At 44.0% G+C, this 20,001-nt stretch carries 17 protein-coding genes, 1 tRNA gene and 1 pseudogene; 9 read left to right on the top strand and 10 right to left on the bottom strand.

Going from position 1 to position 20,001, the window contains the following annotated elements:
• The first annotated feature begins 7 nt into the window (after positions 1-7).
• Positions 8-92 (top strand) — tRNA-Tyr (locus B5D54_RS14300).
• Between the two features lie 160 nt (positions 93-252).
• On the opposite strand, the gene treC is transcribed toward B5D54_RS14300, so the two are convergent.
• The 4 genes from treC to gmhB all read right to left on the bottom strand — a co-directional run bounded on the left by treC (position 253) and on the right by gmhB (position 5,236).
• Entirely contained in the window at positions 253-1,938 is a 1,686-nt protein-coding gene (gene treC / locus B5D54_RS14295) for an alpha,alpha-phosphotrehalase (RefSeq protein ID WP_078927243.1), read from the bottom strand.
• A gap of 65 nt (positions 1,939-2,003) precedes the next feature.
• Positions 2,004-3,431 carry a PTS trehalose transporter subunit IIBC gene (treB, locus tag B5D54_RS14290; protein WP_078927242.1) on the bottom strand — a complete coding sequence of 476 codons (1,428 nt, stop codon included), beginning with the start codon at positions 3,429-3,431 and terminating at the stop codon, positions 2,004-2,006.
• Between the two features lie 279 nt (positions 3,432-3,710).
• A complete protein-coding gene (gene treR / locus B5D54_RS14285) occupies positions 3,711-4,664 on the bottom strand; it encodes a trehalose operon repressor TreR (RefSeq protein ID WP_078927241.1) in 954 nt (317 codons plus the stop codon).
• Between the two features lie 14 nt (positions 4,665-4,678).
• Positions 4,679-5,236 (bottom strand): D-glycero-beta-D-manno-heptose 1,7-bisphosphate 7-phosphatase, encoded by a 558-nt coding sequence (gene gmhB / locus B5D54_RS14280; protein WP_078927252.1) that lies wholly within the window; start codon positions 5,234-5,236, stop codon positions 4,679-4,681.
• 227 nt (positions 5,237-5,463) lie between these two features.
• On the opposite strand from gmhB, the gene metN reads away from it, so the two are divergent.
• From metN to B5D54_RS14265, 3 genes are read left to right on the top strand one after another with little or no spacing between them, the layout of a single operon-like run.
• Positions 5,464-6,498: a methionine ABC transporter ATP-binding protein MetN gene (metN, locus tag B5D54_RS14275; RefSeq protein ID WP_078927240.1), complete on the top strand. Its 1,035-nt coding sequence runs from the start codon at positions 5,464-5,466 to the stop codon at positions 6,496-6,498.
• Positions 6,488-7,165 (top strand): methionine ABC transporter permease, encoded by a 678-nt coding sequence (locus B5D54_RS14270; protein ID WP_078927239.1) that lies wholly within the window; start codon positions 6,488-6,490, stop codon positions 7,163-7,165. Before metN ends, B5D54_RS14270 begins: the two co-directional genes overlap by 11 nt.
• Before the next feature lie 29 nt (positions 7,166-7,194).
• Complete coding sequence (locus B5D54_RS14265; protein WP_078927238.1) at positions 7,195-8,004, top strand: MetQ/NlpA family lipoprotein; 810 nt, start codon at positions 7,195-7,197, stop codon at positions 8,002-8,004.
• Positions 8,005-8,114: 110 nt separating this feature from the next.
• On the opposite strand, the gene B5D54_RS14260 is transcribed toward B5D54_RS14265, so the two are convergent.
• Both B5D54_RS14260 and syd read right to left on the bottom strand, forming a co-directional pair.
• Positions 8,115-8,894 (bottom strand): Zn-ribbon-containing protein, encoded by a 780-nt coding sequence (locus tag B5D54_RS14260; RefSeq protein ID WP_078927237.1) that lies wholly within the window; start codon positions 8,892-8,894, stop codon positions 8,115-8,117.
• 5 nt (positions 8,895-8,899) lie between these two features.
• Entirely contained in the window at positions 8,900-9,445 is a 546-nt protein-coding gene (syd, locus tag B5D54_RS14255; protein WP_078927236.1) for a SecY-interacting protein, read from the bottom strand.
• 96 nt (positions 9,446-9,541) lie between these two features.
• On the opposite strand from syd, the gene queF reads away from it, so the two are divergent.
• The 5 genes and pseudogenes from queF (at position 9,542) to xni (ending at position 16,594) form a co-directional block, all read left to right on the top strand.
• A complete protein-coding gene (queF, locus tag B5D54_RS14250) occupies positions 9,542-10,387 on the top strand; it encodes an NADPH-dependent 7-cyano-7-deazaguanine reductase QueF (protein ID WP_078927251.1) in 846 nt (281 codons plus the stop codon).
• A 16-nt stretch (positions 10,388-10,403) separates the two neighbouring features.
• Entirely contained in the window at positions 10,404-12,671 is a 2,268-nt protein-coding gene (locus tag B5D54_RS14245; RefSeq protein ID WP_078927235.1) for a tetratricopeptide repeat protein, read from the top strand.
• 152 nt (positions 12,672-12,823) lie between these two features.
• Positions 12,824-14,134, top strand: a pseudogene (locus B5D54_RS14240) (GGDEF domain-containing protein); the annotation flags it as partial.
• A gap of 219 nt (positions 14,135-14,353) precedes the next feature.
• Complete coding sequence (ppnN, locus tag B5D54_RS14235) at positions 14,354-15,712, top strand: nucleotide 5'-monophosphate nucleosidase PpnN (protein WP_078927233.1); 1,359 nt, start codon at positions 14,354-14,356, stop codon at positions 15,710-15,712.
• A gap of 93 nt (positions 15,713-15,805) precedes the next feature.
• On the top strand, positions 15,806-16,594 hold the full coding sequence (gene xni, locus B5D54_RS14230) for a flap endonuclease Xni (RefSeq protein ID WP_078927232.1): 789 nt from the start codon (positions 15,806-15,808) through the stop codon (positions 16,592-16,594).
• A gap of 20 nt (positions 16,595-16,614) precedes the next feature.
• On the opposite strand, the gene rlmM is transcribed toward xni, so the two are convergent.
• Genes rlmM through B5D54_RS14210 form a run of 4 tightly spaced genes read right to left on the bottom strand, consistent with a single transcriptional unit; the run spans position 16,615 to position 19,654 of the window.
• Positions 16,615-17,706 (bottom strand): 23S rRNA (cytidine(2498)-2'-O)-methyltransferase RlmM, encoded by a 1,092-nt coding sequence (gene rlmM / locus B5D54_RS14225; RefSeq protein ID WP_078927231.1) that lies wholly within the window; start codon positions 17,704-17,706, stop codon positions 16,615-16,617.
• A complete protein-coding gene (locus B5D54_RS14220) occupies positions 17,703-18,101 on the bottom strand; it encodes a DUF423 domain-containing protein (protein ID WP_078927230.1) in 399 nt (132 codons plus the stop codon). The genes rlmM and B5D54_RS14220 overlap by 4 nt, the downstream gene beginning before the upstream one ends.
• The gene (locus B5D54_RS14215) at positions 18,091-18,735 is read right to left on the bottom strand and encodes an alpha/beta fold hydrolase (RefSeq protein ID WP_078927229.1); all 645 of its coding nucleotides are present in this window, start codon (positions 18,733-18,735) and stop codon (positions 18,091-18,093) included. Before B5D54_RS14215 ends, B5D54_RS14220 begins: the two co-directional genes overlap by 11 nt.
• Positions 18,728-19,654, bottom strand: coding sequence for a transcriptional regulator GcvA (locus tag B5D54_RS14210; RefSeq protein ID WP_078927228.1), 927 nt, complete (start codon positions 19,652-19,654; stop codon positions 18,728-18,730). The genes B5D54_RS14215 and B5D54_RS14210 overlap by 8 nt, the downstream gene beginning before the upstream one ends.
• Positions 19,655-20,001: the final 347 nt, after the last annotated feature.

Below are 20,001 nucleotides of genomic sequence, written 5' to 3'. Positions count from 1 at the left end.
ACCCCTTGGAGGGGTTCCCGAGTGGCTAAAGGGAGCAGACTGTAAATCTGCCGGCTCCGCCTTCGATGGTTCGAATCCGTCCCCCTCCACCATCTATAAAGAAGCCTGCTCAATGAGCAGGCTTTTTTGTGTTCATCTATTTTTAGCTGTCTTCCCTACTCCACAGCGGCTTTACCTATAAATAAAAAAGGCTCCAAGTCAATTCCCCCTTGAAGCCAAGCCATTGAATCCACTTTTAGACTCAATCAGGATTTAATGATCAATCAAAATGATCCGAGTTTCATAAGGGCGAAGAATTTGATGCACATCGACTCTTTGCTCTGCTGGATGAGGATAATTTCCCAGCAAATAACGCGCTTTTTCTAACGCAATCCCTTCGGGTAAAACACACTCTTCTTCCTGCCCATAGAAATTATTAAGGCAGAATAACGTCTGTTTATCATCCTGTCTTTGATAAGCAAAGATAGCCGGATGATCAGGCAAGAGATCGAGGTAATCACCTTGTGTGATCACAGGAATCGTTTTGCGTAACGCAATTAAGCGTTGGTAAAAATAGAACACAGAGTTTTCATCCGCTAACGCTTGCTTAGCATTAATCTGAGGATAATTTTCTGCCACAGCCAACCAAGGTGCTGCTTGGCTAAATCCCGCATACAAAGAACCGTCCCATTGCATGGGTGTTCGTGAATTATCTCGGGATTTATCGGCTAAAATGGCCAACATGTCTGCTTTACTCACACCTTTTTGGTTCACCATGATCTGATACATATTGGTGCTTTCGACATCCCGATATTGCTCAATAGAGGTATAACCCGGATTAGTCATACCAAGCTCTTCTCCTTGATAAACATACGGAGTCCCTTGCATCATATGTATCGATGCTGCCAGCATTTTGGCCGATTCCACTCGATATTGCAGATCATCGCCAAATCGACTGACTACTCGAGGTTGATCATGGTTACACCAAAATAAAGCGCCCCACCCTTGACCATTAAGCCCAGTTTGCCAATGATTAAAAATCTGTTTAAGTTGCAAAAAATCAAACGGTGCTTGGGCCCATTTTTCACCATTGGGATAATCCACTTTCAAATGGTGAAAGTTAAATACCATCGACAGCTCTTTACCATCCAACGCTGAGTATTGCTGGCAATGTTCTAATGTGGTTGATGACATTTCCCCCACTGTCACACTGCCGTAGCGTTGAAAAACATCACGGCTGATTTCTTGTAAATATTCATGAACTCTTGGACCATCGGTATAAAAACGGCGACCATCTCCTTGTTCGTCATCAGGGAAATCTTGCTGTTTGGAAATAAGGTTAATGACATCTAACCGAAAACCATCCACCCCTTTTTGAGCCCAAAAATGAATGATCGCCTTCACTTCTTGACGAACTTGGGGGTTTTCCCAGTTTAAATCGGCCTGTTCTTTTGCAAAAAGGTGCAAGTAGTATTCATTAGTTTGTTCATCCAAAGCCCAAGCACTGCCACCAAACTTAGACTGCCAATTATTCGGAGCCTGACCATCAACAGGGGCTTTCCAGATATAATAATCTCGGTAAGGGCTCGCTTTATCGCCGATGGCAGACTGAAACCAAGCATGATCTGTTGAGGTGTGGTTAACCACAATATCCATGATGATACGAATATCTCGTTGATGGGCTTCATCAAGCAATTGTTCAAAATCGGCCATCGACCCAAAATCTGGATTAATGGCATAATAATCAGCGATATCATACCCATTATCGACCATCGGCGAAGGGTAAATGGGGGTTAACCAAATGGCCTCAATTCCCAATCGCTTCAAATAGTCTAATTTTCCAATAATGCCTTGTAGATCGCCGGTTCCTTTCGCCCCACTATCACAAAAGCTTTTCGGATAAATCTGGTAAATGGTGGCCGTTTTCCACCATTCATGTTTTTTATTTACTGTCGTCATCTGCTCTCTACTCACTTACCGAAAATGGAGAAAAAGAGTGGCAATCCACCACTCTAAAAATAGGTTTACTCAGCACTCATTGCCGCCAGTTCACCTTTTGTTTGGGCACGTTTGTACATTAGTAACGTCAATGCCGCAGGAACAGCAATCGCCACCACCATTGCTAACAAATAGGTCACCCAATACTGAGGTTGGATAGATAGAATGCCCGGCAAGCCCCCCACACCAATCCCATTTGCCATCACACCAGCACTGCCACAGATAGCCGCAGCCAATGCACTACCGATCATTGCACTCAGCATTGGAAACTTATACTTCAAGTTAATACCGTACATTGCAGGCTCTGTTACCCCAAGGTAAGCCGAAATAGCCGCTGGGATAGAAATGTCCCGCTCTCCCTGCTTTTTACTGATAATGATGATGCCCACCACCGCAGATGCCTGCGCAATATTCGATAAGGCAATGAGTGGCCAGATAGGCGTTCCTCCCAGCTCTTGCATCAATTGTAAATCGACCGCATTGGTTGTGTGGTGAATCCCAGTGATAACTAATGGCGCATATAAGAAACCAAATATCATAGAACCAAGTACTGCAAAATCCCCCGTCATCGCGGCTTTTGCCGCATAAGCAACCCCATCACCAATTACTCGTCCAAATGGGCCAATAAAGGCATGAGCGAGAATCACAGCCAGAATGATAGAAATAAAAGGAACCACCACAAGATAAAGGTAGGAAGGAATAATGCGTTTTAAGTTGGTTTCAATAAAGGCCAATACGACACCCGCTAAAATGGCTGGGATCACCTGAGCTTGATACCCAACTTTCTCAATCGCAAACCAACCAAAGTCCCAGACTTCAGGTACCTGCGTACCAATTAAGTAAGCATTCATCAGTTGAGGAGAAACTAAGGTCACCCCAAGCGTAATCCCAAGAATCGGTGTTCCTCCCAACTTTTTAACGGTAGACCAACACACACCGACAGGAAGAAAGAAGAAAATGGCTTCACCAATCAGCCATAAGAAGGCATGCACACTGGCCCAAAACTGGCTAGTTTCGGTCAAGGTTTGCCCATCGAACATATTGATATCACCAATCACATTCCGGAAGCCAAGAATAAGCCCCCCAGTGATGATGGCTGGTAACAAAGGGACAAAAATTTCAGCTAAATGGGAAATCCCGCGTTCCAGTACATTCATATTTTTCCGAGCTACGAGTTTTGCCTCATCTTTGGATGCTTCGGATTTTCCCGTTAACATCAATAAGACTTTATAAACCTCATCAACGTCAGTTCCAATCACAACCTGAAACTGTCCGGCATTGGTAAAACACCCTTTAACCATACTCAACGTTTCAATCTGTTTGACGTCTGCTTTCTCTGTATCATTCAGTACAAAACGTAAACGTGTTAAGCAGTGACTGACACTGGCAATATTTTCGTTACCACCAACCAGCTCAATCAGACGAAGAACGTCTTGTTTCGCTATCTTAGTCATATCCCATCCACCCTGTTTTATTTCCATTTATCATCGTTGATCTTCTTATGGGAACAGTCCCATTTAGATGGTGAAATATTGGCACATTCGATGTGAATACAAAATGGGAACAGTCCCATTAATTGAAAGCGATCACAAACTGTTTAATGTTTAGACGGAAAACGTGAGATCTCACGCTGATTTTACTCGGCAGAGAATCACAAGGTAGAGTGCTTAAATAGCGAAAGGTGATGAGAAAGAAGAATGTGAGTAATGGATAGATAAAAACGAACTCACTGATTATACGCTTGATGCGGGTTGTTGAGTGATATGGACACAGTCAACACTCTCACTTGTGAGCTGATGAATCAATAGGTTAGCAGCTTGTTCACCCGCTTGATGATAGCCAGGATCAACACTGTATACATTCGGAAATAGGAAAGACAGCAGCTCATTTCCCCCAACCCCCGTGACAGCAATATCCTCGCGCTGCCGTTCTTGCAAACGCTTGATCACGCCTAACGCCAAAGTATCACTAGCACAAACAATGGCTTGTGTCTCTTTCTGCAAGACATGATCAACCAGCTGATAAGCACTCTCATGATGAAGAGCGCCGGTTTGATAGTTCGGCACTTTCCCATTCGCTTCGCACCAATCCAAATATGCCTGTAAACGCATGAGCCCAGTTGTCTTGTCTTGCGGATTCACACCAATAAAGGCAATTTGTGATAGCTGTTTTTGCTGTAGATAATGCAAAGCTTGGTTGATAATGCCTCGGTTGTCGTAATTAATCGAGGAGACCTGCTCACAATCCATAGCAACCAGTACCGCTCGATTTTCCCAATCCACTAATGTGGATAAGTCCATATCGGTAAAACCAAACACAATCACTCCATCCACATTGCGTTTTGCCAACACCTGCAAATGAGCCTGTGTTTTTCCCCGATCAAACTGGCTTTCCATAATAACCACATCATACCCATGCTGATAAAGCACTTGCAGCATGCGGCTGACAGCCCGATTTTCCGATGGTGAATCCAGACGAGAAATAATAACGCCAACCACTTTTTGGCTCCCACCTCGCATAGACTGTGCCGATTTTGATGGCACATAACCCGATTCAGCAATCACTTGCTCAACCCGAGCTCGGGTTTCTGGCCTCACTTTGGGGTCATTAGTCAGCACACGCGATACTGTAGACTTTCCTACACCAGAGAGTTTTGCAATATCAAGGATGGTCAGCTTTTTACTCATCGTTGCTCAATAGCCTATGGTAAAGAACGAAGGTAAGCTGGCACATTGGCGATACTCTCAAGCACAACATTCGCTAAGGCTTCACCTTGATCGGTAATCGGTTTCCCGGTACGCACAAGAATCTTATGTCCAACACCCGCAGCGTCTGCGGCCATCATATCTTCCGCTTTATCCCCCACCATAACGGAGTTTGCCATGTCAATGTTCAAAAAATCACGAGCAGAAATAAACATGCCTGGTTTAGGTTTACGGCAATCGCAGTCCTGCTTATAGTCACCGATGCCATGTTCGGCATGATGTGGACAATAGTAGACGCCATCAAATTCCACGCCATTATCCACAAAGTTCCAATCCATCCATTGAGTCAGAGAAAGGAAGCGGTCTTCACTAAATAGGCCTCGCGCAATCCCAGACTGATTGGTCACTAACACCAATAAATAGCCCATGGCTTTTAATTGCTTGGTTGCTTCAAAAACACCATCAATGAAATGGAAGTCGTGCTCATCATGCACGTAACCCGTGTCGAGGTTAATCACCCCATCACGGTCTAAAAACACAGCGGGTTTGGCCAAAATATTGCTCTCTAATGACGTATTTTTCCAAGAATTATACTCAACTAACGCTAATATGCTAGGTTGGAAAGAACCATGGTGGCATGGTTTCACAACTTATTCCACTCGTCTAATCAAGACAAGGAATAAAAGTCATTTAGCCATCTAGACGTAAAAATATCTATTGACTTAAAACAGCATAACTCATAGCATCAATCGACAAGTGAGAAAGAACGCGACATGGTTTTATGATTCAAATTAATCAAGTAAATAAGGTGTTCTACCAAGGCACTAAAGAAATACACGCCTTGAAAGAGATTAACCTCAACATTGCACAAGGCACTATCTTTGGCGTTATCGGCTCATCAGGAGCAGGAAAAAGTACGCTCATACGCTGCGTAAATATGTTAGAAAAACCGACCAGCGGTCGCGTTATCGTCGATGGGGTCGATTTAACGACTCTAAACCACAAACAGCTCTGCCAAGCAAGACGCAATATTGGGATGATTTTCCAACATTTTAACCTGCTTTCTTCCCGAACGGTATTTGAGAATATCGCATTACCCCTTGAACTTGCGGGGCACACTTCTGCACATATCGCCCAAAAAGTAACCGAACTATTGGCATTAGTGGGTTTATCGGATAAACGCGATACTTACCCTGCCAATTTAAGTGGTGGTCAGAAGCAGCGTGTGGCGATTGCTCGCGCTTTAGCTTCTGATCCTAAAGTTCTACTCTGTGATGAGGCAACCAGTGCATTGGATCCTGCCACCACGCAATCTATCCTTGAATTACTTAAAGAAATTAACCGCCAATTACACATTACTATTTTACTGATCACCCATGAAATGGATGTAGTAAAAAGCATTTGCCATGAAGTGGCAATCATTGGTGATGGACAATTGGTGGAAAAAGGTAGCGTTGGAGATATTTTTGCCCATCCTAAAACCGAACTCGCTCACCAATTTATTCGTTCAACACTCGACTTATCGATCCCTGATGATTATCAAGCACGTCTACAATCAGAACGGGTAGCGGGTAGCTATCCACTGGTTCGCCTAGAATTTACGGGAGCCACCGTTGATGCGCCTTTAATGTCACAGATTGCCCGCAAGTTTAATATTGATGTCAGCATCCTTAGTTCCGATCTTGATTACGCGGGCGGGGTAAAATTTGGCATGATGGTGGCAGAAATTTTTGGTGATGAACAAGATGATATTGCCGCGATTCAATATCTAAGAGACAACCATGTAAAAGTCGAGGTACTCGGTTATGTTCTTTAATACCATTCTAGATTGGCTGAACTTTAACAGCAGTTTGCTGTTAACAGCGACTTGGCAAACCATCTATATGGTAGCCATCGCAGGCATTGTGGGTTTTGCCATTGGTATTCCACTTGGCGTTGTTCTACATATAACAAAAAAAGGGGGATTGCTAGAAAATCCCCGCTTCAATCAAATATTAGGCGCGGTAGTGAATATTGGCCGTTCTGTTCCATTCTTAGTTTTAATGGTTGCGATTATCCCGTTCACAAAAATGCTGGTAGGCACCTTTATTGGTACAACCGCGGCGATTGTTCCTTTAACCATTGGTGCCATTCCTTTTGTTGCTCGCCTGATAGAGGGCGCTCTCATTGAAGTCCCCAGTGGTCTGGTCGAAGCAGCGCAATCAATGGGAGCGACACCCATGCAGATCATCAGCAAAGTGTTATTACCTGAAGCGATGCCAACCATCTTAAACTCGGTGACGATTACTTTAGTGACACTGGTCAGTTATTCGGCCATGGCTGGCACCGTCGGTGGTGGTGGTTTAGGGGATGTGGCCATTCGTTACGGATTCCACCGCTATGATGCCACTATCATGACGGTAACGGTGATTATGCTGATCATCTTAGTACAAATTATTCAATCTATCGGTGATAGATTAGTTCGCCGAGTAGATCACAAATAAGTTAACTATCTATAACAAGGAAAATACATATGAAGTGGAATTTAAAAGGGTTACTAGCCATTACCGCTGCAGCTTCAGCTCTGGTTTTATCGGGCTGTGGGGAGAAAAGCGTTGATATGAATCGGATCAAAGTCGGTGTCATCGCTGGGGCAGAAGCACAAGTGGCAGAAGTGGCAGCAAAAATTGCCAAAGAAAAATACAACCTTAATGTGGAATTGGTGATCTTTACCGATTATGTGACACCCAATGCCGCATTAGATGATGGCTCTATTGATGCTAACGCATTTCAACACAAACCTTATCTAGAAAAACAGATCTCTGATCGCGGCTATAAATTAGCCATCGTCGGCAATACCTTTGTTTACCCTATTGCGGGCTATTCAAAGCAGATAAGCCACATTGATGAACTAGAACAAGGTGCACGTATTGCGGTACCCAATGATCCGACCAACCTAGGCCGTTCTTTGTTGTTACTTGAGCAACAAGGGTTGATTACACTACGTGACAATGTTGGCCTTTTAGCCACCGCTCGTGATGTTATCGATAATCCTAAAGGCATTCGTATTATGGAGCTGGACGCAGCTCAGCTACCTCGCTCACTGGATGATGTTGCATTGGCTATCATCAATACCACTTACGCCAGCTCTATCAACCTCACTCCAGAGAAAGATGGGATTTTTGTCGAAGATAAAGAGTCACCTTATGTGAATTTACTGGTGGCACGTCAAGACAACGTCAATGCTGAAAACGTGCAGAACTTCCTCAAAGCGTACCAGACCGATGAAGTAGCAGAAGCCGCTTCAACCATTTTCCATGGTGGTTCAGTCAAAGGCTGGTAAGACAAAAAACGACTGAGGTGAAAACAACAAAAAGATAAAACCCAAGCGGGTTTTATCTTTTTTTCAGCTATCTCCTGTCATTCAATGTGCAATGAATGCTCTGCCATCTTTTAGTTCTTCAGATGATCCCACGAAATATTTGACACGATACGACAATGATCGCACTTAAAATGAAAGATCTCATGCAATGGTTCACTGAGTAACCACGCTCCACCACACTTAGGACAAGGGCGCGCTTTTTCCGCCGCTAAACTCACGCCCCCCACTCGGTATTGGTAGTAGTAAGTCGGAATTTTCGTTAAGTACTCAATCCTCCCGCGTAAATCCCAACCTCGACGAAATAAATCACTGCTCATATCACACAACTCATGCAATGCAGCGTACTCGGCTTTACAGCCGCCTGCCATCTGAATTTCATCACATGCTTGCCATTCCGTTTGCCACTTAATTACCGCTTTATGATCGCCATTAAACGTGGCCGGATTACGATATAAAGGGATCGGTAATAACGTTTCACCACTACGCAAAGGTGAGCAGGTATGTACATAAGTGGTATAAAGTACTTGCCAAGCAGGTGCTGTTGCTTCGGCGGCTTGCTCAGAGTTAATATCTCGCCCTAATAAACGAACTTTCGGTGCTAATAAACTCGCTTCAGATAAACGAGCCAAACGGGTTTTAACAAAGTCAGAATGGTAGTTAGGGTGTAGGCTATCTTTTTCAGGACATACCGCACGCAGGAAAAACTCCCCCTCCCCTAGCACCAGAGGAAATTCACGCCCAAGTACTTGACCATTAAAACGCAGCGCCTCCATTAGCCCATTAACGGCTTTATCCACCGCACTGATGGTTGTGTTATCAAAGCACTCAAATTCCAGTTCCACCACATACATAAAAACTACACCACGGGTTTAAGTTGATCTAAAAAATCGGCCACATCTGCACACAGAACTTCTCGCTGTGAACGTCCTAACGTTTCCCGAATAACATTCCCCGTTAAGTTACAGATTGAAATGACCGTCATATCGTCATCCGTTGTCGCAATAAAAATGGTTGGTTTTTGCTTGAGGCGTCGCTGCATCACCAGATGACCAAGTATATTTTCTTGGAGCCTAACATAGTCATCTTCATTCCATACCTGTAACAACGTTAATGCGTTATCACGCCATAATGCGGGCATATCAGCACAATATTGCGAGCCATAAAAAGGGGCGATGTCAGAGTGAAGCGTTAGCTCAATCCCTTGTTCAACCGCTTGTAGAGAGGCAATGCCCTCCCGTTGATGGGCTTGCCAGTAAACATTATCCCCCTCTTGCTTTTGAATACACAACGAAGGTAAACCTGCAAGTTCCGTACTACAAGGGAAGGTTTGATACTTTTGTTGGTAAGCATCACGATAACGTTGCGTAAAAGATAATAAGGCTGAGGCGACGAAATGAGCCATGTCGTTCTCCATGGTAAACAAAGCATAGACGACCAGTGACACCAGCAGTCATATTGCGTAAAATTCTCGGTATTCTAATCGAATTGACAATAAATGATGAGCAAATATTCTGAAGCAAAAGAACTGGCAGAGCTAACGCTAGGAAAAAAAACGGACTATACCCACCAGTACGATCCCAAGCTATTGCAGCCTGTACCTCGCCGTTTAAATCGAGAGCAACTTAACCTTCATGAATCACTACCGTTTATTGGATGCGATCTTTGGACCTTATATGAAATCTCTTGGCTAAATGACAAAGGCCTTCCTCAAGTTGCGATTGGAGAAGTAAGCATTCCAGCAACCAGTACGAATTTAATTGAGTCAAAATCTTTTAAGCTCTACCTCAATAGCTTGAATCAAACCCAATTTTCGTCTTGGCAAGCCGTACATGAGTGCCTAACTCACGATCTCTCCCAGTGCGCAGGCGAAACCGTAAGTGTGCAACTCTTTCCTCTGTCTCATTACACTCATCAGCCCATCGTTAATATGCAAGGTGAGTGTATTGATGAACAAGAGATTGCCATCACCGACTATCAGTTCAATCCAGAAGTATTGTGTCAGGCCACCAGCGAAATCATCGTTGAAGAAACCCTACACAGCCATTTACTTAAATCGAACTGTTTAATCACCAATCAACCGGATTGGGGAAGCGTAGAAATCACGTATCAAGGGCCACAGATACACCGAGAAGCGTTATTACGGTATATTGTTTCGTTTCGTGAGCACAATGAATTTCATGAGCAGTGTGTTGAGCGCATCTTCACGGATATCCAGCGTTACTGCCACCCTGAACATTTGACGGTTATGGCTCGATATACTCGTCGCGGTGGCTTAGATATCAATCCATTTCGTTCTACTCATCAAGCGACTCCTACTCATCATTTTCGTATGGCCAGACAATAAAAGGAACCCGTTCAGCATGCACTTTTTCCGTTGGATATCACGCGGCTTCATTGCTCTACTTTTTCTATCCACTTGGGCTCAAGCAGGCGTCTACTCATCCCCAATGCTGAATGAAGCCTATAGTTTGATCGACATATCACCGATACAAGCAAAAGCACTAGCAGAAGAGTATTTGCAGCTACGAAAATTGGCCGATAAAACGGAAAAAAATCCATCGAGCATCAGCCGCGATGAAACCGATAGCCGAATTCGAACACCGGGCAGCAGTATTGATGCGTTGAAAATCTTAGCCAGTGCTGAATTTCGCCTTGGCCATGCCGAGACGGCCTTTCAACAATTAGATGAAGCCAAATTACTTGCCATTCAATATCAGTTGCCTTATCTCGAACTTGGGGTCGATATCTTAACGGTTCGCCTACATTGGCGTTTTGATGGTGATGCCAGTGTGGCGAGAAAGCAGTTACGTGACATCACCGCCCGCTATGAAGCGTTAAAAGAAAGCAGCCGGTTAACCAAAGATATCGATTATCAAACCACTATGTTAAGAGCTGAAATAGCCTCTCAAGCCAATGATATTCAATTGGCGAACCGGCTCTTTCTTGAAGTTAAACCTTATATCGAGTCTTTAACGGCACAAAAGCCGATGATTGACTACCATATTACTGTGGGTGAACACTATCTAAGACATGAGCTATACAATTTAGCACTCTCTGATCTGCTGATTGCTTATTGGAAAGCGATTGAAATCGATGCCAGCGCTCTGCTTGCGAAGACCAACACGTTACTTGCTCAACTTTTTTATGAACGACGTGTATTCGACAAAGCCTTAATTCATCTTTCTCAAGCTGCCGAGTTTTATGGCAATTACGAAAAATCGCCTATTTTGGCAGCCGTATTAAAACGAATGGGGGATGTCTATTTCCAACAGGGAAAATATAATTTAGCACTGGTTCATTATTTCAATGCCATTGACCATGAAAACGGTGATATCAATATCTCCAGCGTCATTGATGTGCGGTTAAATTTAGCCGCCACTTATTTACAACTCTATAATTACCCTCTGGCTGAGCAATATTTAGTACTGGCAGAAGAACGTTTACAATCTCACCCAATACCAAAACTACAAGGTCAAGCCGCGTTACTTAATGCCGGGCTTGCTTATTCGCAAAAAGAGAGTCAACGAGTGATTCAATTCGCTCAAGAAGCGCTTCAGATAGCTCAATCGTTAGGCGACTTAACGATTGAAGAACAAGCGTATCGACTACTCTCATTAGGTTATGAGCAAAAAGGCCGATACGCCAATGCACTAGAAAATATCAAGCAAAGCAATGCCATTACACAAATTCGTCAAAATAAACTTAATCAAATCAGTGAAGATGCGTTTCGTCGTCAGAAAGAATTTGCCGAGCAAGCACTACACTTAGTGGGGCAAGAAAAAGCGCTATTAGCCACTCAACAGGAATATAACAAATTTCAAAAAATTGCTTTTTCGTTGTTTGTCACCAGCGTCATTTTATTCCTATTTTTAATGCGCCGAGGTTACATCATCCAACGTCAGCAAGATGAAATTGATGAACTCAATAACAACTTATTCACTCACTCTCGTTCACGGCTTCCGAACTTGCGAATGCTCAACACCAAGTTACTCTCATCCTTACAACGCAGTAGCCATAATTATGAGCAATGGCACATTGGTGAATTAATTCATGAACCCCTCAATGATCGCTTACGCTTTGTGATGATCGATCTTCCCTTCCTGCGGAACATGTACCTACAACATGGGTATAGTGCTGGTGTTGAAATGGAGCATGCTTTTGGCGCTTTTTTAAAGGCGAATATCACCGATCCCTCTCGTCTCTATCATTTTTCCGATGCCAATTTACTGTACATCGAACCGAATACTGATAGAGAGCGGCCACCTGAAGTTTTGTTTAATAAAATTCAAACTTGGGTTGATCAATTCCAGCCTGAACGTCGGCTTAATCGAACCATTCGGGTGGGGATTGCCGATTACCCATTCTTACCCAGAGCTTATACTGCGATTAATGATAAAGAGCTGTTAGATATCTTGTTGATGGCAACCAGCGTCGCTCGTGAATTGAGTTTGAAAGATAAAACCAGCCATTGGATCTACTTCAAGGCCATCGATAATGCGCCAGCGGCTAGCTTTGCATCCAACAATATCCGTAAATGTTGCCAGCAAGCGATCAGTCAGGGATTAATTAAAGTTCACTCTTCTTGTAAGAATGAGGAGAACATCAAAAAACTCTTAAAAGATGGATAAATAGTATACGGTTAATGAGGGAAGCTAGGTGACGCTGGACAATTATTTGTTATTATCGACAAATAAGTAAATAAGTTCAGGGTTTACGACCGCATTCGAGTATCACTCAACCAAGCCACCTACGAATGCCGGTTTTCATTCTCCCTCGTTGAGCAGTACTGGAGCCTATGTTGAAATCAACCTCGTTAGCAACGGAAGAACAGCATCACCACCTCGATGCACAAATCAAACATAGCCGTGATATTTTGCTACGGATTCCTGGAATACCAGTAAAAATCAAGCGAGATCTTCGAGAACTATTTACTCAACCCAGCGCTCAATCACAGTCTAAAACCGCACAAGCGGTCCATCTACTCGGCCTCTATGAACGAGCTATCAAGATTCTTACCCATAACTCCCCCTCTTCCCATAATGAGCAGCCATCTTCGGCCGAGAATCTTTTGCTCACTCAACTTAGCAGTGAATTACAAAACCTGATAACAGAGCTGGATTTTGAAGGGGAATCCGGTGATTTATTGGCGGACATTCGAACCAAGCTACTGCTCGGAGTCAATACCCAAACTTTGTTGGAACTGGCGCTACAAGTGCTGAAACTTGTCATAGATGGAACTCAATATGAGCGAAAAAGCTCAGAAAAATTTTTAGAGCAAGTTAATGCCTCATTAATGAAAAACCTAAAAAGTACTGGGCAAAATCTACAACAAAGTATTCAGTACCAAACCCATCGCCAAGAGATGAATCAAGAGTTTCGCCAATTGGTCGCACGTGGACATCATGAATTAAAGAAAGGAGAAGTAGCAGCCGAAACACTGGATACCGTATTCAGTGACATGACATCCTTATCCGAACGTTTCGAGTTAGCTCAACAACGTGAGCAAGCACTCATTGAACGCATGCATTATACCAAAAATCAAGTGGAAGCCCTGTTTGAGCTGACGCAAGACTACCGGCGCCGTTTGGAAGACCAAGCGCAACGAATGTTGCAAGATCCATTAACAAAAGTGTATAACCGCACCGCTTTTAATGATCACTTAGAACTGGAGTATCGGCGCTGGATTCGCTCTCAACACCCCTTGCGCTTAGTCGTGCTCGATATCGATAAGTTTAAAGCGATCAATGAGAGTTTTGGTTACTTAGCGGGCGACAAAGCTTTAAAAATCATCGCCAGAACCATCCATAAAGAATTAAATAAAACGGACACCTTAGCCCGTTTTTCAGGTGAAGAATTCATTCTCCTGTTACCAGAGCGCAGTGACAGTGAATGTCATCAATTGGTCCAACAAATACAGCGTAATATTGCCCGTTTACCATTTAAATTCCGAGATAAGCACATTACCATCACGCTCAGTGGTTCAACCACGGCATTTAAAGAATCCGATACACCTGAAATTGTGCTTGATCGCCTTTATCGTTCTTTGCAAGAAGTGAAAAAATACGGCCCCAACCAATTAGCGTGGAAATAAGTTGTTCGGTCAAATTTCATACAAATACGTAATAAGACAAGAAAACTTAGTGACTAAACTCACATCTTACGTGGTAGACGATTCCCCAATGCAGAGGAAGCGCACAAGATTGGTAGACGTATTTCAATGAGTTACCCGCCGTTATAGTAGGCTCCCCCTCGATTCAATCCGTGAATCCATTCACCTTGTCACGTAGGTAACTCAATTAAGGAGGTCTCGATGATCACTCAAGTTAGCCCAGCGGGCAGTATGGACTTACTGTCTCAGCTTGAGGTAGAACGACTAAAAAAAACCGCGTCCAGTGATCTCTATCAACTGTATCGTAATTGCAGCCTTGCGGTACTAAATTCTGGTAGCCATACCGATAACTCAAAGGAGTTATTGGATCAGTACAAAAATTTTGACATTACCGTTTTGCGTCGTGAGCGCGGTATTAAACTTGAGCTCACCAATCCTCCCGAGCAAGCGTTTGTGGATGGGCAAATCATCAAAGGCATTCAAGAACACTTGTTTGCTGTGTTACGTGATATTGTCTACGTCAACATGCATTTGTCGGATCAACAGCGATTAAACCTCACCAACGCCAGCCATATTACAAACCTTGTCTTTGGTATTTTGCGCAATGCTGGAACATTAGTGACGGGCATCGATCCTAACTTAATTGTCTGTTGGGGTGGCCATTCTATCAATGAAACGGAATATCAGTATACGCGGGCCGTTGGTCATGAACTTGGGCTGCGTGAACTCAATATCTGTACCGGTTGTGGGCCTGGAGCCATGGAAGGGCCCATGAAAGGAGCCGCCATTGGTCACGCAAAACAGCATTATCGCCAACAGCGTTACCTTGGCCTCACCGAACCATCGATTATCGCTGCAGAGCCACCCAACCCGATTGTCAATGAACTGATCATTATGCCAGACATTGAAAAACGGCTAGAAGCATTCGCTCGTATGGCTCACGGTATTATTATTTTCCCTGGAGGCCCAGGCACCGCAGAAGAGCTGCTGTATATTTTAGGCATTATGATGCACCCAGATAATGCAGATCAACCTATGCCTATCGTCCTCACCGGTCCAAAGGAAAGTGAGGCCTACTTCCAATCCATCGACCAGTTTATTGCGGCAACCTTAGGGGAAGAAGCGAGAAAACACTACACCATTATTATCGACGATCCAGCTCAAGCGGCACGCATTATGAAAGATGCGATGCCTTTAGTTCGCCAACATCGTCGAGATCATGATGATGCTTATAGCTTTAACTGGTCGCTTAAAATTGAGCCTGAATTCCAGCTGCCTTTCGAACCCAGCCATGACAATATGGCCAGTTTAGATTTGCACCTCAACCAACGTCCTGAAGTGCTCGCAGCCAATCTACGCCAAGCGTTCTCCGGCATAGTGGCGGGTAACGTGAAAGCGGAAGGGATTCGTGAAATAGAGCGCAAAGGGCCATTTGAATTGCACGGCGACCCAATATTAATGAAAAAAATGGATAAGTTACTCAGTGACTTTGTACAACAACATCGGATGAAATTACCGGGTGGCACGGCTTATGTGCCTTGCTATCGTATCACCACGTAATCGCTTATCCCTGCGCTCTAAGAGAACAGGGATAGTCATCTGAATTTATTTCATTACAATAAGGGCTTATCGGCCCTTATTTTTTTGGTAGTTATGTCTCTTCATCTTGTAATTATTGATGCGTTAAACCTCATTCGCCGAGTGCATTCAGCTCAGCCCGATCCCGCCGATATTGCTCGGACCACCGCAACCACTTGCCGGACGCTGCAACGTATCATTGATGAATCAGCGCCAACCCATATCATTGCCGTGTTTGATCACTACCTACAAGACAGAGGCTGGCGAGCTCAGTTGCTACCCTCCTATAAGCAAGGGCGTAAACCCATGCCCACACCACTGCAAGAAGGATTAGAGTCCATTCAACAAGCTTGGTGGGAATTGGGTATCGACTCTTTACTTTCTGATGGCGATGAAGCCGATGATTTAGTTGCCACACTCGCCTGTAAAGTGGCGAATCATCAAGAAAAGGCCACCATCATTTCTACCGATAAAGGCTATTGCCAGCTTCTCTCGCCCACCTTGCAAATTCGAGACTACTTTCAACAGCGTTGGCTTGATTCCCCTTTTATTGAAAAAGAATTTGGTGTACAGCCAAGCCAACTGGCTGATTTCTGGGGGTTAACGGGAATCAGCTCCAGCCAAGTTCCCGGCGTTACAGGGATTGGCCCTAAGGCAGCGCAAGCTATTTTGCACCAGTTTACCAGCATTGAAGAAGCCTATGCCAGTGACCAGTTAGCCGATAAATATCGAAAAAAACTGGATGAGCAGATAGAAATGGCGAGGATCTGCAAGCAAGTTGCCCAACTCAAAACCGATATTGAGTTAGGCTTTAACTTACAAGACATTCGGTTTCAGCCGCTCAGTGCGCCCAAAGCGGAATAACACAAGACTAACAGGCCGAATTAGTAAGCCGAAATATGAGATAAGCTTTGTACGTGGACGGTGATTTCTTCACGATCATGATACAAATGCTTGGCTTGTAACTTAAACTTCACTTGATGCTCTTTAAGGAATCGTTTCAGATTTTCAATATCCTCTAACACTTCATCATAACGGCCTTTCATCGGCAATTTGAGATTAAATATAGCCTCTTTCGCCCAGCCACTGATCAGCCACTCACCCATGAGTTGAGCCACTCGTGAAGGCTTTTCGATCATATCACACACCAGCCAAGTCACATTTTTACGAGGCGGCTCAAATTTAAAGCCATCTTCCATGTGGTGTTTCACTTGGCCTGTTTCCATCAAACTCTCCGCCATCATGCCATTATCAACGGCATAAACAAACATCGAGCGCTTCACCAGTTGATAAGTCCACCCTCCTGGACAAGCTCCTAAATCGACCGCCCACATCCCCGACGCGAGACGTGTTTCCCACTCCTCTCGAGGTATAAAAACATGGAATGCTTCTTCTAATTTCAGAGTTGAACGGCTCGGCGCATCTGAAGGAAATTTCAAACGAGGAATGCCCATAAAAAAGGGAGAGTTATTCTGACTGTAAGAATAGCCCATATAGCAATGGCCGGGGGCGATAAAGCAGACATGAAAAACAGGCTTCTTAGCATTATCTTTAGCCAGTAATAGCCCTTTCCCCCGTAGTGCTTGACGCAAAGGAACGGTAAATTTACGGCAAAATTTCAGTAGTTCTTTCGCTTCATTAGTGTCTGGTGTTTCAATGCGAAGATCACCACAAAGCGGCAAATAATCAATCGCTGACAGCTGTGACAAAATGGGAGAGATGCGGTCATCTTTGGGTAAATCGATGAACTCCGCTTCAACAGCAAACATCTGGCGTGCAAAAATCAATGCCTGAAAGTCGATCTGTTTAATCAATTTATCGGCGTCTTCATCTTGGTAGCATTCAAATAGAACATACCCAGTATTATTTTTTAAACGAGGAAAACCATACACTTCCAGTTGGCTCGCTTTGTCTTGAATTTCGCCAGCGCACTCTTTTTCAAAGCCAGCGCGACAATAGAGCATCACTTGTTTCACTGTTTCACCTCTTTCATATTCATGGCAGCCAGGATAAAGATTCCCCAGCCAAATAAAAATAATACCCCACCTAATGGGGTAATCGGGCCAAACCACTTCACGCCAGTCAACGCCAACGCATAAAGGCTACCGCTAAAGCAAAAGATGCCGATGATAAAACAAATGGCTGCTTGGCTAAAATATTTTCGAGCTTTTTCACTCAGAGGAAATTGCAGTAACACACCACAAATTAATAAAGCGGCACCATGGATAAATTGATAATTCACCCCAGTTTGAAACACGGATAATAAATAGGTTGAAAGTTGAGACTTTAGCGCATGGGCCGCAAAAGCCCCCAGAGCAACCGCAACACCAGAAAAAAGACCGCCAAAGATGAGTAAGGACTTACTTTTCATCATAAACCTCCCAAATAAACTGAGCTAATTGATCCAACACTAAAATCATGTTGCTTTCAAAGCGATAACCTGAACGCTTTCTTGGAACAAAACTATGATCGCCATCGGGAATAAAATGCAGTTGAATAGCCTCACTCAGCGCAAAATGTTGGCACTCGTCTTCACTGCCAAACCGGTCTCTTTCCCCTTGTAAGATAAGACAAGGCTTCGTAATGGAAGCAAGGTGTGCCCCTTTATTCTTGTCTGGTTTTCCTGGGGGATGAAAAGGAAACCCTAAACAAGCGATGGCTCGAACATTAGGATGTTCTGCAAGCAAAGAGGCGATACGCCCCCCCATCGATTTACCACCAATGACCACGGGTTTATCTGCCCATTGCTCAATGATTTGAGTATAAGAGGCCAGTAATGTGGCCGCTTTGTCGGGGGGACGGCGCTTACCATCTTGGCTTCGCTTGATCATATAGGGAAAATTAAAACGCACAACACGAATGCCCCGCTCGGCTAGCCCTGTGGCGACTCGTGACATGAATTCATGATCTTTATCGGCCCCCGCGCCGTGAGCAAAAATCCATGTCGGGGTCGAAGCACTCTCACCGACATTTGGTGGCTCATTCACCGTCACCCACTCATTCATGAGACGTCGTCACCTCTTCTAAGATCACCTCTTGTTCACGACGCGCCTTATTAAGCATCCAGTCACGAAAAGTGGCAATACGCCCCATATCGGCCTGTTTCTCATGACAGACGACATAAAAAGCATTTTTGGTCATTAAAACTTGATCAAAAGGAGCAATCAATCGGCCTGATTCCAATTCAGGTTGGGCAAGCACATTGTTACCTAAAGCGACCCCTTGGCCATGAGCTGCGGCTTGTAGCACCATAGTAGAATGGCTAAAAATGGGCCCGTGGTTAACATTAACCGAATCCAGCCCATTCTCTTTAGCAAACTGCTTCCAATCCTTACGAGAGGTATCATGCAGTAAGGTGTGCTGCGCTAAATCACCCAAACAAGCTAATGGCTTACTCCCTAACAGCAAAGCAGGGGAACAGAGCGGTATTAAAAATTCTTGATAAAGCTTATCGGCACGCAAACCGGGCCAATTGCCTCGTCCGTAATAAATCGCAACATCAACATCATCAGTCAACGAGCCTTCTTCCATATCCACCGCTTTAATTCGAACATCAATATCTGGCTCTTGCTGGTTAAAATCAGCCAAACGAGGAACCAACCACTGAATAGCAAAACTCGGAGGCAAACTAATGGTTAGTGCCCCTTTTTCACTGCGTTCTAATAATTTATCGGTCGCTTCCGCCAGCGAGCCAAAAATATCTTTAATATCGAGAAAATAGCTTTGCCCCTCTTCAGTCAGTAATAAAGAGCGGTTACGACGTCGAAAAAGTTTTAAACCCAGAAACTCTTCCAATGCTTTAATTTGGTGGCTAACGGCAGCCTGAGTGACAAACAGTTCTTCTGCCGCACGGGTAAAACTCAAGTGACGAGCCGCGGCTTCAAACACTTTCAGTGAGTTTAGCGGGGGTAATCTTCTGGACATGGGTACACTCTATGGCAGATTAGTTTTTTTAATCTGAAACATTATAAATTGTCCATTGCTAACCAGCCAGAGAAAATCTATATTTCACCTCGTAACGCAAGCCTGAACGGCTTGATTCTTAAGAGAATCAATAGGCTTTGTTGTTGCGATGTTGTGTTTGCAAACTCGGAATTCGAGTTAGGTAGTTTCTACCATCCTATTTTGTGCAGTTATCCCCTGCTACAAAATATACTTCCTGTATTTATTTTTGACCTGTCTGTCAAATATTTAGCACCGCCTATAGGCGGTGTTTTTTTATGGATGAAAGAAAATTCGCTTAAAGGAACATGAGGAAAGGTTGAGCCTAA

The sequence above is a fragment of the Vibrio cincinnatiensis DSM 19608 genome (genome assembly GCF_900167345.1).
Taxonomy (GTDB): Bacteria; Pseudomonadota; Gammaproteobacteria; order Enterobacterales; family Vibrionaceae; genus Vibrio; species Vibrio cincinnatiensis.
Note: the sequence above shows the minus strand (reverse complement) of the source record. Positions and strands in the feature narration are given on the sequence as shown.

Bases quoted from the DNA above. Each gene is read 5' to 3' on its own strand.
- treB (WP_078927242.1), bottom strand. From the start codon at position 3,431: ATGACTAAGATAGCGAAACAAGACGTTCTTCGTCTGATTGAGCTGGTT.
- B5D54_RS14270 (WP_078927239.1), top strand. From the start codon at position 6,488: ATGTTCTTTAATACCATTCTAGATTGGCTGAACTTTAACAGCAGTTTG.
- metN (WP_078927240.1), top strand. From the start codon at position 5,464: ATGATTCAAATTAATCAAGTAAATAAGGTGTTCTACCAAGGCACTAAA.
- xni (WP_078927232.1), top strand. From the start codon at position 15,806: ATGTCTCTTCATCTTGTAATTATTGATGCGTTAAACCTCATTCGCCGA.
- B5D54_RS14245 (WP_078927235.1), top strand. From the start codon at position 10,404: ATGCACTTTTTCCGTTGGATATCACGCGGCTTCATTGCTCTACTTTTT.
- treC (WP_078927243.1), bottom strand. From the start codon at position 1,938: ATGACGACAGTAAATAAAAAACATGAATGGTGGAAAACGGCCACCATT.
- syd (WP_078927236.1), bottom strand. From the start codon at position 9,445: ATGGCTCATTTCGTCGCCTCAGCCTTATTATCTTTTACGCAACGTTAT.
- B5D54_RS14210 (WP_078927228.1), bottom strand. From the start codon at position 19,654: ATGTCCAGAAGATTACCCCCGCTAAACTCACTGAAAGTGTTTGAAGCC.
- B5D54_RS14260 (WP_078927237.1), bottom strand. From the start codon at position 8,894: ATGTATGTGGTGGAACTGGAATTTGAGTGCTTTGATAACACAACCATC.
- B5D54_RS14265 (WP_078927238.1), top strand. From the start codon at position 7,195: ATGAAGTGGAATTTAAAAGGGTTACTAGCCATTACCGCTGCAGCTTCA.
- ppnN (WP_078927233.1), top strand. From the start codon at position 14,354: ATGATCACTCAAGTTAGCCCAGCGGGCAGTATGGACTTACTGTCTCAG.
- queF (WP_078927251.1), top strand. From the start codon at position 9,542: ATGAGCAAATATTCTGAAGCAAAAGAACTGGCAGAGCTAACGCTAGGA.
- treR (WP_078927241.1), bottom strand. From the start codon at position 4,664: ATGAGTAAAAAGCTGACCATCCTTGATATTGCAAAACTCTCTGGTGTA.
- B5D54_RS14215 (WP_078927229.1), bottom strand. From the start codon at position 18,735: ATGAATGAGTGGGTGACGGTGAATGAGCCACCAAATGTCGGTGAGAGT.
- B5D54_RS14220 (WP_078927230.1), bottom strand. From the start codon at position 18,101: ATGAAAAGTAAGTCCTTACTCATCTTTGGCGGTCTTTTTTCTGGTGTT.